The sequence below is a fragment of the Streptomyces sp. NPDC026672 genome (assembly GCF_040638185.1).
In the GTDB taxonomy this organism is placed as follows: Bacteria; Actinomycetota; Actinomycetes; order Streptomycetales; family Streptomycetaceae; genus Streptomyces.
In genome coordinates, this window is record NZ_JBEZXS010000028.1 from 42,683 (window position 1) to 57,979 (window position 15,297).

Sequence of the window (15,297 nt, forward strand, 5' to 3'; positions counted from 1 at the left end):
ACCGAAGGTCGTGGGGGTGGGGCAGGCTCACGGTCGTGTGGTGCGCTCGTCGTAACTGAGCTGGGCCATGAGGACGGCCGGCATCTGTGACTCGATGTGCCTGAACAGTGTGACCAGTTGATCCGCGACCGACCGCCCGAGTGGGGTGAGCGAGTACTCGACGTGCAGCGGGAAGGTGCTGAGCAGCTTCCGGTCGACGAAGCCGTCGCGCTCCAGTGTCTGCAGGACCTGCCCGAGGATCTTCTGGCTGATGCCGTCCACGCGGCGCCGCAACTCGTTGAACCGCAGCGGTCCTGGCTGGAGCGCGCCGAGGATCAGGCTGCCCCAGCGCCCGGTCACGTGTTCCAGTGTCGGCCGAGAGGAACAGGTTCGCGCGAACACGTCGAACGACTCAGGGTCCTGCCGTGTCTCGCGTGCTGCCATGCCGCAACGTTACCCCATGTCAGGTGTTTATGTGATCAGAAACACTTCACTCCCTTGGGGGTTGCGGTTTCTCTGAGATACCGAGATTGTCGTTGAGAGTTCAAAGACCTGCCCATGGGAGCCGACTGTACGACCGGAGGGGACTGTCGCGAAGAACGAACCGACCGCTGTCACCGGGTCGTTCTGCGCGCAGATGCGCCTGGCCCGAGTCCGGGACAGGCCCCGGCGTGCGACACGGCCGACGACCGGCCCGCGTCGCCCCGCCCAGGTGCTCTCGCATCCCCGCGGCACCGACCGCGTACAGCCACCAACCATTCCGCAGTGCTCTTCATCAACTGGTGCCTCCTGGCACCGCAACTCGAATCGGAGTGGACCATGAGTGAACAGAACGCTGCCGCGCACCGCCTCTCCACCGAGTCCGAGCGCGGCCCGATCGGGCGACGGCCGATGCTCGCCGGGGTCATGGGCGTGGCCGCGGCCGTAACCGGTGTCGCGGTGACGTCCGGTGTCGCCGTCGCGGCGACGTCCGACAAGACCGGCAAGGTTGATGCCTCCCGGCCTTCCTACCAGGTGATCAATCCGGCCGACATCCCCGCGCCGCTCGGCTACTCGCACGGCATCTCGGTCCGGGCCGAGCGGACGGTGCTGCTGGCCGGTCAGGTCGGACAGAATCCCGACGGCAGCTGGGCGGTCGGTGTCGTGGCCCAGTACGAACGAGCCCTGCGCAATCTGCTCGCCGTCGTGCGAGACGCCGGGGGCCGGCCCAAGCACCTGGTCAGGCTGACGGCGTACGTCACGGACCTGCCGGCGTTCCAGGCCCACTACGACGAGATCCAGGCCGTATGGCGACGACTGGTCGGACCCGACTACCCGGCGCAGGCCGTCATCGGCGTCAACCGGCTCTGGTTCCCCGAAGCACTGATGGAGATCGAAGGCACCGCGGTGCTGTACACCTGACAGGGAAACCCCCAGAGTCCAACGCGCCTGGGCAAGTGGAAAGTCACCCCGGGGAAGCCACCCTCGGGGTGACTTCGCCGGGCTGTCGGCCCACTGATGGGACCCGGCTGAAGCGCACCACGTCGGCGGGCGGCAGCCGCACAGGCACCCCGCGACCCTCACCATCAGGCCGGCCAGGCACCCGCGTGCCGCGGCCGACCGGGAAGACGGACGGCATGACCGATCACACCAACGACGTGACGACGGGCCCTTCTTCCGGCCCCTTCGAAGCGGAACGCTCCGCGGAGATCGTCGCCGCCAGCTTCGCCCGCACGCCCGACGACCGTCTGAAGGAGGTCCTCACCTCCCTGGTGCGGCACGCCCACGACTTCGTCAAGGACGTTGGGCTCACCGTCGAGGAATGGACGGCCGGAATCCGCTTCCTGACCGAGACCGGCCACAAGTGCGACGACATACGGCAGGAGTTCATCCTGCTCTCCGACGTCCTGGGTGTGTCGATGCTGGTCGAAACGCTCAACAACCCTGCGGACGGGCAGTTCACCGAATCAACCGTGGAAGGCCCCTTCCATATGGTGGACTCGCCGTCGCGCGCGCTCGGTGACAGCATCGACGAGGCCGGGCGGGGTGGCGAGCCGTGCCTGGTCACCGGCCGGGTCACGGACATCGACGGTACCCCGGTCGCGGGGGCCAGCGTCGATGTGTGGCAGGCCGACGCGGACGGCTACTACGACGTTCAGCGGCCCGGCGAGGTCCCGGACCGTAATCTGCGCGGGCTGTTCACCACCGACGACGACGGCCGTTTCCGGTTCCGGACCATCGTGCCCCGCCACTACCCCATTCCCACGGACGGACCGGTCGGCGACCTGCTGACGGCCACCGCACGCCACCCCAACCGCGCCGCCCACATCCACGTCGAGGTCTCCGCACCCGGCATCCGCACCCTCACCACACACCTCTTCGTCGAGGGATCGCCGTACCTCGACTCCGACGCGGTGTTCGGGGTGAAGGAGAGCCTGATCCGCACGTTCGCCACGGTCGACGACCCGGCCCTCGCGGCCCGGCACGGGCTTCCGAGCCCCTTCCGCCACGTCGACTTCCCCGTCACCGTCCGGCGCGACACCCGGCCGTGACCGCATTCGACGCCGTCGCCCTGCCCGAGGGCGCGACCGGTGCCCAGGCACTGCGAGTTCTCGGGCTTCGCCGCCGGCCCCACACTGGCGCTCTCCCTCACCGCTCGAAGCCGCACCGGCATCCGGCACGCAGCCGATCCGATGCGGGAGGCATCCGTCAACCGACCCACCGAAGGTGCTGACCATGACCGAGCCCGCCACCGGGCACGTGACCGTGCACGAAACCCTGCCCACGCGGGTGCTGTTGGGCCCCGGGGCACGCCACGCGATCCCAGCGGAGACCGAACGGCTGGGCTCGCGGCGGGTGTTGCTCGTCGCGACCCGGTCGGCGCGGCCCGCGGCCGACGAACTCGCCGCGGCCCTCGGTCCCCGCCTGACCGCGTGCTTCGACCGGCCGGTCGCGCACACGCCGGTCACGGTCACCGAGGAGGCGCTGCGGACCCTGCGGGAGAGGGACGCCGACAGTGTGGTGGCGCTCGGCGGCGGCTCGGCCGTCGGCCTGGCCAAGGCGCTGTCGGTGCGAACGGGGCTGCCGCAGATCGCCGTACCGACGACGTACGCCGGTTCCGAGGTGACGCCGGTCCTGGGCGAGACCCGCGACAGCGTGAAGACGACCCGCCGCGACCCGGCCATCGCGCCGGGCACGGTCGTCTACGATCCCGACCTGACCCTCACCATGCCACCGGGTCTGACCCGTACCAGCGCCCTGAACGCCCTGGCCCACGCGATCGAGGCGCTGTGGGCACCGGACGCCACCGCCGCCACCGACGCCCTGGCCACCGAGGCGGCCGAGGGCATCCTCACAGCGCTTCCGGCGGTGCTGGCCGACCCGAGGGCACTACCCGGACGCGCACGGCTCCAGGAGTCCGCCTGGCTCGCGGGCCTGTGCCTGGCCGGGATCCGCATGGGTCTGCACCACCAGCTCGCGCACGCCCTCGGCGGCACGTTCGACCTGCCGCACGCGGAACTCCACGCCCTGCTCCTGGCGCACGTCCTGGCCTTCAACCTCCCCTCCGCACCGAAGGCCGCCGCCCGCCTCCGCCGCATCACCGGAGGAGACCCGGTGGCAGCGGTGGCCGACCTGGCCCGCGGCCACGACGGCCCGACGACGCTCCGCGCGCTGGGAGTACCACGCGCCAGTCTGCGCACGATCGCGGAACGCATCGCGGCCGAGCCCTACCCCAACCCGCGCCCACTTGAAGCGGGGGCGCTCCTCGGGTTGCTGGAGAATGCCTGGTAGCCGGACGCACCACCGGCAAGGCGCGCGGTCCCCGTGCACCCCGCGCTCGTCGTCCGTTACGAGGTCGCCAGGTCCGAGGGATGCCGGGCCAGCGGGGTGACCTCGACGCTCATGTAGGGGAACAGGGGCAGGTTCCACAGGATGCGGTGGAGCGCCTCGTTGTCGGCGACGTCGAAGACGCTGATGTTGGCGTGGCGGCCGACGCACCGCCAGATGTGCACCCACTCACCGGACTTCTGCAGGTCCTGGCAGTAGGCCTTTTCGCGGGCGACCAGGTCCGAGCGGACCTCACGGTCGAGGTCGCGCGGGATGTCGACCTCCATGCGTACGGCGAACAACACGGTCCATCACGCCTTGTCGAGCACGAAGTCGTAGGTGACCTCACGGCCGGAGCCGTCCGCGACCGGGACGGGGTCCAGGACGAGCTCGGGCTTGACGGCCGAGGCGATGTCGTCGGAGACGTGCTCGCCGCCCTTGAAGTACAGCTGGGTGGTGATGAGCCGGTGGCCCGGTGCCGACACCTTCAGGTGGAGGTGGGCGGGGCGCCAGGCGTGCCATCCGGCGGCGGTGATCAACCTGCCGCATGAGCCGTCCGTGGGAATCTGGTACGGCGCCGGCTCGACCGTGTGGATCGTGAAGTGGCCCTGCTCGTCGGCGATGACGGTGCCGCGCAGGTTCCACTCGGGCAGGCCCGGGGCGAACTGCGAGTAGTAACCGTCGTCGTCGGCGTGCCAGATCTCCACGGTGGCGCCGGACAGCGGGCTGCCGTCCACGGACCGTACCTGGCCCTGGAAGAGCAGTGGGATGCCCGCCTCGCCCTCGCGCATGGGCAGTGCGGTCTCGGCGAGCAGGCGCGGGGCGCCGGGGACGTAGTAGGGCCCCTCGATGGTGCCCTTGCTGCCCGGCCTGTTCTCGTTGGCGACCTCCTCGACGACGTGCTCCAGCCAGACGTCGAGGAAGAGCGGCCACTCGCCGTCCTCGCCGACCTGGATCAGCCAGGACTTGAGCGCGTCGTACTCGGCGTACGTCACCTTGTGACGGCGGATGACGTCGTGGGCGGCGGTGAGGAGATCGGTGACGAGCGTGTCGACACGCGCGGTGTCGGCGTCGGTGGCATCCGCTCGCCGCTTGGCGCGGAACTGCTCGGTGGCGGCCGCTCCGGAGGCGGCGGCGGTGGCCTGGTCGGTGATGATGTCGGTCATGGTCGTCCCGTTCTTCTTCGAAAGGGTCAGCGGTCCTGGCGGTAGCGGGCCAGCTTGTCGGGGTCGATGTCGATGCCGAGCCCCGCGCCCTCACGGACGCGGAGGGCTCCGTGCTCGATGGTGAGCGGCTCGGTGAGGAGGTCGTCGGTCATGTCCAGGAAGTTGGACAGTTCGCCCGCGTGCCGGGCGGTGGAGCGGTGGGCGGCGCCGAAGGCGACCGAGCACAGCGTGCCGATCTGACCGTCGATCTGGTTGCCCATGACCACTTCCACGCCGAGTCCCTCGCACTCGTGCAGCACACGCTGCGAGGCGGTGAAACCCGTGCGGGCGGTCTTGATGCTGATCGCCGTGGCGGAGCCGCCGAGGAGCTCGCGGGTCACCTCGCCGGCCCGGGTGGCGCTTTCGTCCGCGATGAAGGGGACCGGGCTCCGCGCGACCAGCCAGCGGCGGCCGAGTACGTCGTCGGCGGGGCACAGTTCCTCGGCGAAGGTCAGGCCGAGGTCGGCCATCTCGCGAAGGGCGCGGGCCGACTCGGACGCCGTCCAGCCGCGGTTGCCGTCGATGTACAGCTCGATGTCGCGGCCCAACGCCTCGCGTAGCGCGCGGCAGCAGGCCACGTCCTCGCGGTACGGCTGCCGGCCCACCTTCACCTTGAAGGTGGTGATGCCGTAGGTGTCCCGGATCCGCTCGGCCTCGGCCACCATCTCGGGGGCGGGAGCGAAGCCCACCATGTGGCTCACTCGCATCCGGTCGGTGTAGCCGCCGAGCAGTCCGGACACCGGCATTCCGGCGGCCTGGCCGAGAACGTCCCACAGGGCCATGTCGATCGCCGCCTTGGCGGCCGGGTTACCCACGGTGCGGTCCAGTCGCGTGTGCACGGCCTCCCGCTCCAGGGCGGTGAGACCCAGGATCTGGGGAGCGAAGATCTTGTCGATCACCGCGATGATCGACTCCTGGGTCTCGCCGTAGGTGTACGGCCGCGGCGGGGCCTCCGCAGTGCCGACGAGTCCGTCGTCCGTGTGCACCCGGACGAGTACGTGGTCGGCGGTGTGCACCTCACCGCTGGCGAATCTCAGCGGTTTCGCATAGGGAATGGCGAAGGGGACAGCCTCCACCCGGGTGATTTTCATGCCACTCCTCCGAGGAACGCGTCATTGCGCTCCAGTACCTCCAGAAGGCTGTGCACCAGGGGCGAGTCGTCCTCCGTACGCCACGCCAGGGCCAGCGGGACGGACAGCGCGTCCTCGATGTCCTTGCACACCACGCCCTCGCGGGGCGCGGATCTGATGGAGTCGGGCAGGACGGCCACGCCGAGCCCGGCGGCGACCAGGGCAAGAGCGGCGGAGGTCTCGGTGACCTCATAGGCGCGGTGGGGGTAGAAGCCGGCGGCGAGACAGCTGCGGACCACGGCGTCGTTGACGACGGAGCCCAGTGCGGCGCCGTACATGACGAAGTCCTCGTGGCGCAGCTGCTCGACGCGGACGGTGTCGGCCTCGGCCAGCCAGTGCTCCGTGGGTACGGCGACGACCAGTGGTTCGTCGGCGAGTGCGCGGTGGGTGATGCCCTCCTGACGGACCGGCGGGCGCAGGACACCGACGTCGAGACGGCGCTCGATCAGCCCGAGCTCCTGGGCGGGAGTGAGCATCTCGGTGTGCACCTCCATCATCACGTGAGGCATCTCGCGCTTGAGCAGCCGGGCGAGCGCGGGCAGTTGGCGGTACGAGGCGGAGCCGGTCAGGCCGATCCGGAGCACCCCTTCCAGCCCCGAGGCGAAACGCCCGACCCTCGCCACCGCCTCGTCGACGGCCTTGAGGATGCGCTCCACGTCGGTCCGGAAGACCTCGCCGGCGGCGGTCAGGGCGACCTGCCGTGTGGTGCGGGTGAACAGGTCTACACCCAGTTCCGTCTCCAGGCGGCGAATGGCCTGGGAGAGCGGGGGCTGAGCCATGTGGAGGCGTTCCGCGGCCTTCCCGAAATGACGTGTTTCGGCAACGGCCGTGAAATACCTCAGAGTTCTGAGCTCCATCAGGCTGCCCCTTTCCTGGTGGAGCCCTCTCGTGCACCTCAGCGTAGAGAGCGGACCCCATAGCCCACAAATACTTGATTCCATTGTATTGAGATGCCGTGGATATCAATACCTCTGGATCAACCCTCGGGAGAGGTCGGGAATCGGCTCTCCACCGGTCACAGCAAGCCGTGTGTACGGGCGTTGGCGATCAGCTGGGCCCGGTTGCGGGCGGCGAGCTTGCGCGCGGTGACGGGAGCCGCGGACGGGGTGGTGCGGTCGGCGCGGAAGGCACCGGTGCGCGCGACGCTGCGGATCGCGTCGCGCACGGCCGTGCCGCCGGAGTTCTTGACGAGCAGCCCACCGGCTCCGGCGGCCAACGTCGGTGCGACGGCGGCGTGTTCAGGGAAGGCGGTGAAGAGCAGGACGCGGCTGCCAGGACTGACCCGGTGCACCGCCGGGACGACGTCGGCGGCGAGGCAGTCGGGAAGGCGGAGGTCGAGCAGGACGACATCGGGCTGTTCCCGCGCGCACAACTCGACGGCCTCGGTGCCGGTTTCGGCGTGGCCGACGACCGCCAGGTCGGAGTACCCGTTCAACTGCGCCGCGACGCCGTCGTGGACGACCGGATGATCGTCCACGACGACGATCCGCGTGGGGCGGGTCGTCAGCACGGCACTTGCGCCCGCCACATCGTGCCGCCGTCCGGGTCGGAGACGACGCGGACGGTACCGCCCAGTCGGCCGAGAGCCTCGGCGGTCTTGGACAGCCCCAGGCCCGGTTCATGGTCCGGTGCAAGCCCCGTGCCGTCGTCGTGCACGGCGACGGTCAGCAGCCGGCCGCTGCGCCTGACACACACGGTCACGGCACTCGCACGGGCGTGTTTCTCGACGTTCAACAGGGCCTCGCGCACCGCCGTCAGCAGCACTTCCGAGCGGGACGTGGGCAGTTCGGGAGGCTCGTCGTCCAGGATGACGAGTTCGGCCGGGATACCGGTGCGGTCGGCGAAGGCACCGCAGTCGGCCTGCATGGCGACGCCGAGTGCCAGGGCGGCGGGGGAGGAGCGGAGCGTGCGCAGGGACTCGCGCAGGGCGGTGGTGGCGTCCGCGGCCTGGCTCCGGAGCCGGTTCAGCGGCGCCGACAGCTCGGGGTCCGCGCTCGCGGCGTCGGCGAGGGCGGCCATGCCGGACCCGATGGCGAACAGCAGCGCGCCCACACTGTCGTGGAGGTCGGCCGCGAGCCGCTGTCGCTCCTCGTGGACGGCGATCTCCCGGGTCAGGCGGGCCCGCTCGGCGATGGACAGGGCGAGGGCGGTCTGCGCGGCCACCGCCGAGGCGCGTTCGACCTCGCGGTCGCCGAAGACCCCCTCCCGGCGGGGCCCGACGGCCAGCACGCCCAGCGACTCGCCGTTCCGGACCAGGGGCACGGCCAGGAGCCCGCGGACACCCTCGGCGGCGATGTGCCGGTCGAAGGTGTGCGTGATGTCGGCGCTGGCGAAGTAGTCGTCGACCCACTCGGCCCGGCTCGACCAGTGCACCTTGCCGGTCAGCCCGGCGCGCGGCGGCACCCGCAGCGCGCGCAGGACTCCCGTACGGTCGCCGACCAACTGCTCGATGCTCAGTTCCTCCGTCGCGCCGGGCCGGGCCGCCCATACCACCTGCGTATCACCGGCGAGCAGGTCACGACTCACACGCCGCTGAGTCCTCAGCACCCCGCCCCGAATCCGTTTCGCTAGCGACTCGCCGGAGGCTGAATGAGTTCGATCAGATTCCCCTCCGGATCCTTGACGTAGGCGAAACGAGCCCCGGGCTCAACGGCGTCGGCGGGCGACCAGACAGCTGTCGCACCGACTTTGATGAGTTGCGCGTACGTACGGTCAAGGTTGCGCACGTTCATGGCCCAGTGGTTGTAGCCCTGCTCGCGTGCCGCATCCAGAGGGTCGGTATAGGAACTGACACGAGCGGAGCCTGACCGTTCGATCAACTCGATGCGCAATCCATCACCGTTCTCCAGGACGGCGGTCTGGACATGCGGATCGGGCAGTTCGAAACGTTCGACTGTCCGGTTGAATCCGAAGGCCTTCCGGTACCAGCGTTCCTGGCCGGCAAGGTCCTTCACGGAAATGGCGACGTGAGCGAACTGGATCGAGGGGGTCTTCGAACTCGGTGCGGGTGGTGCCGTAGTAGTCGCTTCCTGCTTGTCGGAAGAGGAAGACGGGTCGGCAAGCGCGCTGCTGGCGGTGCCTATGAGGACGGCGATGCCGGCGGAGACGGCCACTGCCAGCGTCGCGCGGCGAGTGGGGAGCCGTCGGGAGTGCTTTGTCACGGACGTTGCTCTTTCATTTGATGACGCGTTGCGGATTTTCCGGGACTGACAGGCAGGTGCGATGAACGCCGAGTTCAGTTGAATTCGGCCGGGTCGGGGGAGAGTGCCTGGCCGCGTTCTGACTGGTTGATGATTTCCAGGTCACCGGCGGAAAGCGGAGGAAGCGCACCCGTGGCAAGGTTGGCCCGCATCCGTGCCGGATTCTGTGAGCGGGGAATGACGGAGTTGCCGATCTGGAGGTGCCAGCGGAGGACAAGCTGCGCGACGGTGAGTCCGTTGCGGTTCGCCAGCTCGGTCAGGGCGGGATCGTCCAGAAGGCCGCCCTGATGGAGCGGGGCCCAGGCTTCGGTGACCATACCCAGGCGAGCGTGGTGGGACCGCAGGTCGGCACGCGAAGCGTACGGGTGCAGCTCGACCTGGTTCACGGTCGGGCGGACGTCAGCGTTTTCGAGCAGGACGTCGAGGTCCTGGACGCGGAAGTTGGAGACGCCTATCGCGCGGACCAGCCCCTCGGCGTACAGCTCTTCCAGGACCTGCCACGTCTCCACGAACAATCCCCGTGCCGGGGCCGGCCAATGGATCAGATACAGGTCCACATGATCGAGGCCAAGCCGGTCAAGGCTCTTCTCGAAGGCATCTCGTGCCCTGACACGCCCCTGCTCGGTGTTCCACACCTTCGTCGTGACGAAGAGTTCTTGTCGGGGCAGGCCGGATTCGGCGATCGCCCGGCCGATGCCACGTTCGTTGGAGTAGGCGGAGGCCGTGTCGACCTTTCGGTAGCCGACGTCAAATGCGGACTCCAGCGCCTGCTCGGCTTGGTCGTCGGACAGTTGGGCCGTACCGAAGCCGATCTGCGGCATGGTCACCCCGTTGTCGAGGGTGACCGTCGGGACCTGGATGTCGCTCATGAAATCCTTCGTCGGGAGGTTTCCGGGGGAGAGGTGAGCCACGCGAATCCCAGGAAGAAGCCCTGGTAGCAGATCCGCCCGAAGCGGCCGGCCGCGACCGCCGCGCGCAGGGCGGCACGGTGCGCCGCCAGGTGGCGCGACCTGGCGGCATGGCCCAGGTCGTGAGCCCTGCTGAAGTGACGGTAGGCGTCGTCCCAGCGGCCCTCAGCGGCCAGGGACCACCCGGCTTCCATCTCTCGTCCGAACTCTCGTCCGAACGCGTCCGGAGGGAGCGGGACTTCCTTCATCGTGTTCACACCTTCGTCGCGCCGTGATCGACGGTCAGCTGCGTTCCCGTGACGGTGCGCGCTTCGTCGCTGGCCAGCCATGCGCCGGCCGCGGCTATGTCCTCCGGGTCCGAGGCACGGGGTTCGGTGATGGTCTGGGAGAAGGAAGCCATGTAACTGGGGTTGGCCTCGATGAGAGGCATGGCCCAGGTGTCACGTCCCATGTCGGTGTCGATTCCCCACGGATGGATGGAGTTGACGCGGACCCGATGGGGCGCGAGCTCAATGGCGGCGTTCTTGACGAGCCCGGTGACGGCGTGCTTCGAAGCGACGTAATGCGCTTGTCCGGGTACGGCCTTGAGCCCGGCGACCGAGGAAATGACGATGATCGACCCGCCCTCACCTTGTCCGATCAGGATGGGCGCGGCGGCCTTGAGCGTATTGAAGACCCCGGTGAGATTGACATCGATGACGTCGCGCCACTGCCGATCGGTGAGCTCCCAGAAATTGCCCCAGTTTCCGACGCCGGCATTGGCGACGACCACGTCCAGGCGGCCCAGTTCATCAACGGCGTCCTTCAACGCTTCATCCACGGCGGCGTAGTCACGTACGTCGGCTATGGCGGTCACCACCCGACGACCGTGTGCCCGCACCAGGCGTGCGGTTTCTTCGAGATCCTCGCGAGTGGCCACGGGGTATCCCGTGTCGACGACGTGCCCACAGATGTCGAGGGCGATGATGTCCGCTCCTTCGTCGGCCAGACGGACGGCGTGCGCGCGTCCGACTCCACGAGCGGCACCGGTGATGAAGGCGACCTTTCCAGCGAACCTACCGGCCATGAGCTGATTCTTCCTGTGCTGGGCGAAGACGCCACGGCGGTGCCACACCCCATGGTTAGCACCATTTACCTTGTAAGCGTAGCAGACAAGGTAAGTGCTATTAACCCTGAGCTCCGCGATCATCGAGCCGCCGGGATCTTGAGAGGTCCGCGTACGCCGAGAGCCGGGCGGCGCGGGGTGACCGCGACCGCCCGGCTCTCGCCGCAGCGCTGGAGGGAATCAGGCCCCGGCGGGGTTCCAGTCGTCGAAGAGTCGGACGAAGCGGTCGCGCTCCAGTCGGAGGGCGTCGGTGAGGGGGAGGTCGGCGCCGCCGTCGACCACGCCCTTGGCGGCCCCCTGGGAACCGACCGGTCCGGCGGCGAACGAGGCCGCCCACGCGAGGGCGGTGTCGAACACGTCGCCGCTCTCGACCACCTTGTTGACGAGCCCGATCCGAAGGGCCTCGGCGGCGTCGACGAGCTCGCCGGAGAGGATCAGTTCCTTCGCGCGCGAGATCCCGACCAGCCGGGGGAGTCGCTGGGTGCCGCCCCCGCCGGGGAACAGCCCCATGTTGATCTCGTACTGGCCGAACTGGGCGTCCACCGCGGCGACCCGGAAGTCGCACGCCAGCGCCGCTTCCAGACCTCCGCCCGAGGCGACGCCGGTCACCGCCGCGATCGTCGCTCGCGGGATCGCGGCCAGCGCGTCGTTGGCGCCGTGGAACGTGTCCGCGATCCGGCGGCCGATCTCGGCGTCGAAGTGGTCGAACTCGCTCGCGTCCCCACCCGAGGAGAACAGGAGCGGTCCGCCCCAGACCACGACCGCGCCGGGCGGGTCGGCCGTGAGGTCTTCGGCCGCGGCCTGGATCTGGGTGAGTACGGACATGGACAGGGCGTTGCGGTCCGGGTGGTCGATACGGAGCACGGCGACCCCGTCGGGCCGGCGGTCGACGGTGACGAACGTGCCGTCGGTGGGTGTTTCGGTCATGCGGGGAGCCTTGCAGGTGATGGTATCCGGAGTGAAGAAGGCACTTCCTTGATATACAGGTTCCCCATGGATACCAACCTGCCGCAGGAAACCGGCGCGAGGGAGCCCGCGTACCGTCTCGACTGTCCGTCCCGGACGATCATCGACGTGCTCGCCAACAAGTGGGTCCTGTACGTTCTGGGTCTTCTGGAGCGCAACGACAGGCCGATGCGGTTCAGCGAGCTGCGGCGGGCGGTGGAGGGTGTGACGCAGAAGTCCCTCACCCAGACCCTGCGCGCGCTGGAGCGTGACGGGTTCATCGACCGCAGGGTGTACGCGACGGTCCCGCCCCGGGTCGAATACCGCCTCGCCGACCTCGGTCGCGAGGCGGGGCGGCTCCTCGGCGCCATCGGCGACTGGGCCCTGAACAACGCTCCTCGCGTCGTCGCGGCCCGCGAAGCCTTCGACTCCGCGCCTCCCGAACACGCCACCGCCACGCCCTGGACGGCCCGCCGCCCGTAGGCGACGGACTGACCGGACGGTGAACGGAGCCGGCTTCTTATTTCCAAGCAACTGGAAATATGGAAGCATGCGCTGCGGCGATGGACGACTGGCGTCCGTCGGACCGAGGTACAGGAGCACGGCGAGATGACCGCTGAGGGCCGACAGGTGACGATCCTGCTGCTGCGGGCGAAGGACGGACTGACAGCGGACGCGTTCCGTACGGGATTCACCGTGGCGGCCGGAGAGGTGGTCAGTCCCCGGCAGCGGTGGTCCGTGCTCATCGAACGCGGGGACCGGGAACCGGTGCCGCACGAGACCTTCATGAAGGACGGTTCACGTCCGGCCGACGCGGTGGTCCTCGTCGCGCACGACGGAGGGGACGACGCGGCGGCCGATGCGGTACGGGCGATCCTGGCTCGGGTGGAACCGCTCGTCGAGGCCGGGCGGACCGAGCCGGCGACCGGCACGGAAGTGGTGATCCTTCCGGGGTACGCGCCCGTCTACGTGATGATGCAGAACCGGCGGACGCCCGGCCTGACGCACGACGCGCACATCGACGCCTGGTACGGGCGGCACGCACAGCTCGGTGAGGGGTCCGGGGTGGCCGGCTACCGGCAGTATCACGTGCTGCCCGACGCATCCGCGCGGCTGTCCGGCGCGGTCGGCCTGGCGGACGCCGGGTACGACGGTGTCGCCTGCTCGTACTTCCCGGACCTGGACGCCGCCGTGCGGCTGATGTCCGGTCCGCTCATCACCGAGGCCGCCATCCCGGACGAGAAGACGTTCATCGACCACGCCCGGTCCACGTTCGGCTTCTACACGGACGTCCGGGCGGACGAACGCTGAGCCTTCGCCGGGCCCCTCGGACGTGCGGCCGGCGTGCATGACCGTGGTCGGAGCCGTCGTTGGAGCCTCCGGCCGGGCACGTCACGGCGAGGGCCCGGCGGGACCGGGTATCCGCCGGGTGCGGGAGGGCTGTCATAAAATCGGGCGCATGGCTTCGAAGCAGCGACCTCGGCGTGAGCCGCCCGCCCCGGACCTCGACCTCGCGACCGTGCTGCGGACGCTGGGCGACCCGGTGCGACTGGAGATCGTACGCATCCTGTCGGGCGGCGACCTCCACAGCTGCGGGCGCCTTGCCGAGATGGTGGGCCTGCCGTTCTCGACCTGCTCCTACCACCTCAAACAACTGCTCCTCAGCGGCGTCACCGAGGTGCACGCCGAGGGCACCACCCGCTTCCAGGTCGTTCGCCGCGCGGAACTCGACTCCCGCTTCCCCGGCCTCATCGACCTCGTCCTCGCCGCACCGCCCGCGCCCCGCGAAGCCGTCGGCGCCTCGCAGGGCGCGGAACGATAACGACGGTCGTGGCGCTCAGGTGTCAGTAGCGCGCCGTGGCGCTGTCCAGGGCGGGGTTGGGTGGATAGGCGATGCCGTCGACGGTGGTTCCGGGGAACTGCATGATTCTCGTGGACGCTTCGTATCCGTTGGGGTAAACGGGGGCAGGGCGAGACACCGCGTCGAGGCGGGCGAGGTGTTCGTCGGAGAGCTCGACGGTGAGCGACGCGAGGTTCGACCGCAACTGTTCGGGCGTCCGGGCCCCGATGAGGGTGGACGTGACCTCCGGACGTGACCTCACCCAGGCGAGGGCCACGGCCGCGGGGGAGACGCCGACGTCCTCGGCGACGGCGTGCACCTCCTCGACGACGGCCCGGTCGGCATCGCTCAATGCGTCGACCGCGGCGCGTCCGCCCCGCGTCGACGACGAGCCGTCCCGCCGGTAAGTGCCCGACAGCAGCCCGTTCTTGAGCGGGCTCCACGGCATGACACCCATCCCGTGCGCCTCGCACATCGGCAGATGAGCGCCTTCCACGGTCCGCTCCAGCAACGAGTACTCGAGTTGAAAGGCCACGACGGTCGGCCGGCCGCGCAACCGGGCCAGCGTCTGGGCCTCGCTGGCGATCCAGGCAGGGGTGTTGGAGAAGCCGATGTAGCGGACCTTGCCCGCGCGGACCACGTCGTCGAGGGAGCACATCGTCTCTTCGAGCGGGGTGAAGGGGTCCCAGCCGTGCAGCCAGAGCAGGTCGACGTAGTCCGTCCGCAGCCGACGCAGTGACTGATGGAGCTGGTCGAGCAGCGACTTGCGGCCGGCCCCGCCACCGTTCGGGTCTCCCGGATGGAGATTGCAGAAGAACTTGGTGCCGACCACAAGGCGGTCGCGACGCGCCGGGGCCGCGGACAGCCAATCGCCGATGATCCTTTCGCTGTGCCCGTTGGTGTAGGAGTTGGCGGTGTCCACCGAGTTGCCGCCGGCATCGACGTATGCGGACAGCATCGTGTGGCATGTGCGCGGATCGGCGCCCCGGCCCCAGTCCTCGCCGAAGGACATGGTCCCGAGGGTCAGCGGGCTGACACGGAGCCCGGAGCGGCCGAGAGTGACGTAGGAATCAAGCGTGTTGCTCATACCGCCCACGACATCACGGCCGTGGTGCGGCACCAACGAAGAAACCGCCGGATGATTGCACGATCCTGCCGCGGCGACCTGCCGACGGAAC

The 15,297-nt window shown here is 69.4% G+C and carries 19 protein-coding genes; 6 read left to right on the forward strand and 13 right to left on the reverse strand.

Annotation, left to right across the window (positions count from 1 at the left end; all coding sequences use genetic code 11):
• Positions 1-27: 27 nt before the first annotated feature.
• Positions 28-339: a helix-turn-helix domain-containing protein gene (locus tag AB0F77_RS28615; protein ID WP_361954547.1), complete on the reverse strand. Its 312-nt coding sequence runs from the start codon at positions 337-339 to the stop codon at positions 28-30.
• Positions 340-798: 459 nt separating this feature from the next.
• Here AB0F77_RS28615 and AB0F77_RS28620 point away from each other — a divergent pair, with 459 nt between their 5' ends.
• The 3 genes from AB0F77_RS28620 to AB0F77_RS28630 all read left to right on the forward strand — a co-directional run bounded on the left by AB0F77_RS28620 (position 799) and on the right by AB0F77_RS28630 (position 3,750).
• Positions 799-1,380, forward strand: a complete 582-nt coding sequence (locus AB0F77_RS28620; protein ID WP_361954548.1) for a Rid family hydrolase — start codon at positions 799-801, stop codon at positions 1,378-1,380.
• Positions 1,381-1,595: 215 nt separating this feature from the next.
• Entirely contained in the window at positions 1,596-2,510 is a 915-nt protein-coding gene (locus AB0F77_RS28625; protein WP_361954549.1) for a dioxygenase, read from the forward strand.
• Positions 2,511-2,694: 184 nt separating this feature from the next.
• Complete coding sequence (locus tag AB0F77_RS28630; protein ID WP_361954550.1) at positions 2,695-3,750, forward strand: maleylacetate reductase; 1,056 nt, start codon at positions 2,695-2,697, stop codon at positions 3,748-3,750.
• A 56-nt stretch (positions 3,751-3,806) separates the two neighbouring features.
• Here the strand turns inward: AB0F77_RS28630 and catC are convergent, their stop codons facing one another.
• The 11 genes from catC to AB0F77_RS28685 form a co-directional block, all read right to left on the reverse strand.
• A complete protein-coding gene (gene catC / locus AB0F77_RS28635) occupies positions 3,807-4,091 on the reverse strand; it encodes a muconolactone Delta-isomerase (protein WP_361954551.1) in 285 nt (94 codons plus the stop codon).
• 6 nt (positions 4,092-4,097) lie between these two features.
• Positions 4,098-4,952, reverse strand: a complete 855-nt coding sequence (gene catA, locus AB0F77_RS28640) for a catechol 1,2-dioxygenase (protein WP_361954552.1) — start codon at positions 4,950-4,952, stop codon at positions 4,098-4,100.
• Between the two features lie 26 nt (positions 4,953-4,978).
• Positions 4,979-6,082, reverse strand: coding sequence for an enolase C-terminal domain-like protein (locus AB0F77_RS28645; protein ID WP_361954553.1), 1,104 nt, complete (start codon positions 6,080-6,082; stop codon positions 4,979-4,981).
• Positions 6,079-6,978: a LysR substrate-binding domain-containing protein gene (locus AB0F77_RS28650; protein WP_361954554.1), complete on the reverse strand. Its 900-nt coding sequence runs from the start codon at positions 6,976-6,978 to the stop codon at positions 6,079-6,081. The genes AB0F77_RS28645 and AB0F77_RS28650 overlap by 4 nt, the downstream gene beginning before the upstream one ends.
• Positions 6,979-7,136: 158 nt before the next feature.
• Positions 7,137-7,631, reverse strand: a complete 495-nt coding sequence (locus AB0F77_RS28655) for a response regulator transcription factor (RefSeq protein WP_361954555.1) — start codon at positions 7,629-7,631, stop codon at positions 7,137-7,139.
• Positions 7,625-8,647 (reverse strand): histidine kinase, encoded by a 1,023-nt coding sequence (locus tag AB0F77_RS28660; protein WP_361954556.1) that lies wholly within the window; start codon positions 8,645-8,647, stop codon positions 7,625-7,627. The genes AB0F77_RS28655 and AB0F77_RS28660 overlap by 7 nt, the downstream gene beginning before the upstream one ends.
• A gap of 41 nt (positions 8,648-8,688) precedes the next feature.
• The gene (locus AB0F77_RS28665) at positions 8,689-9,282 is read right to left on the reverse strand and encodes a VOC family protein (RefSeq protein ID WP_361954557.1); all 594 of its coding nucleotides are present in this window, start codon (positions 9,280-9,282) and stop codon (positions 8,689-8,691) included.
• Between the two features lie 74 nt (positions 9,283-9,356).
• Positions 9,357-10,190, reverse strand: coding sequence for an aldo/keto reductase (locus tag AB0F77_RS28670; RefSeq protein ID WP_361954558.1), 834 nt, complete (start codon positions 10,188-10,190; stop codon positions 9,357-9,359).
• The gene (locus tag AB0F77_RS28675; protein WP_361954559.1) at positions 10,187-10,477 is read right to left on the reverse strand and encodes a DUF3703 domain-containing protein; all 291 of its coding nucleotides are present in this window, start codon (positions 10,475-10,477) and stop codon (positions 10,187-10,189) included. The genes AB0F77_RS28670 and AB0F77_RS28675 overlap by 4 nt, the downstream gene beginning before the upstream one ends.
• Positions 10,478-10,482: 5 nt before the next feature.
• Positions 10,483-11,295, reverse strand: a complete 813-nt coding sequence (locus AB0F77_RS28680; protein ID WP_361954560.1) for a mycofactocin-coupled SDR family oxidoreductase — start codon at positions 11,293-11,295, stop codon at positions 10,483-10,485.
• Positions 11,296-11,514: 219 nt separating this feature from the next.
• Entirely contained in the window at positions 11,515-12,261 is a 747-nt protein-coding gene (locus tag AB0F77_RS28685) for an enoyl-CoA hydratase/isomerase family protein (RefSeq protein WP_361954561.1), read from the reverse strand.
• A gap of 66 nt (positions 12,262-12,327) precedes the next feature.
• On the opposite strand from AB0F77_RS28685, the gene AB0F77_RS28690 reads away from it, so the two are divergent.
• From AB0F77_RS28690 to AB0F77_RS28700, 3 genes are all read left to right on the forward strand, one after another.
• Positions 12,328-12,762: a helix-turn-helix domain-containing protein gene (locus tag AB0F77_RS28690; RefSeq protein WP_361954562.1), complete on the forward strand. Its 435-nt coding sequence runs from the start codon at positions 12,328-12,330 to the stop codon at positions 12,760-12,762.
• A 126-nt stretch (positions 12,763-12,888) separates the two neighbouring features.
• The gene (locus AB0F77_RS28695; RefSeq protein ID WP_361954563.1) at positions 12,889-13,590 is read left to right on the forward strand and encodes an EthD domain-containing protein; all 702 of its coding nucleotides are present in this window, start codon (positions 12,889-12,891) and stop codon (positions 13,588-13,590) included.
• Positions 13,591-13,738: 148 nt separating this feature from the next.
• Positions 13,739-14,101: a helix-turn-helix domain-containing protein gene (locus AB0F77_RS28700; protein ID WP_361954564.1), complete on the forward strand. Its 363-nt coding sequence runs from the start codon at positions 13,739-13,741 to the stop codon at positions 14,099-14,101.
• Between the two features lie 22 nt (positions 14,102-14,123).
• Here AB0F77_RS28700 and AB0F77_RS28705 read toward each other — a convergent pair whose 3' ends face one another.
• Positions 14,124-15,206 carry an aldo/keto reductase gene (locus tag AB0F77_RS28705; protein ID WP_361954565.1) on the reverse strand — a complete coding sequence of 361 codons (1,083 nt, stop codon included), beginning with the start codon at positions 15,204-15,206 and terminating at the stop codon, positions 14,124-14,126.
• Positions 15,207-15,297: the final 91 nt, after the last annotated feature.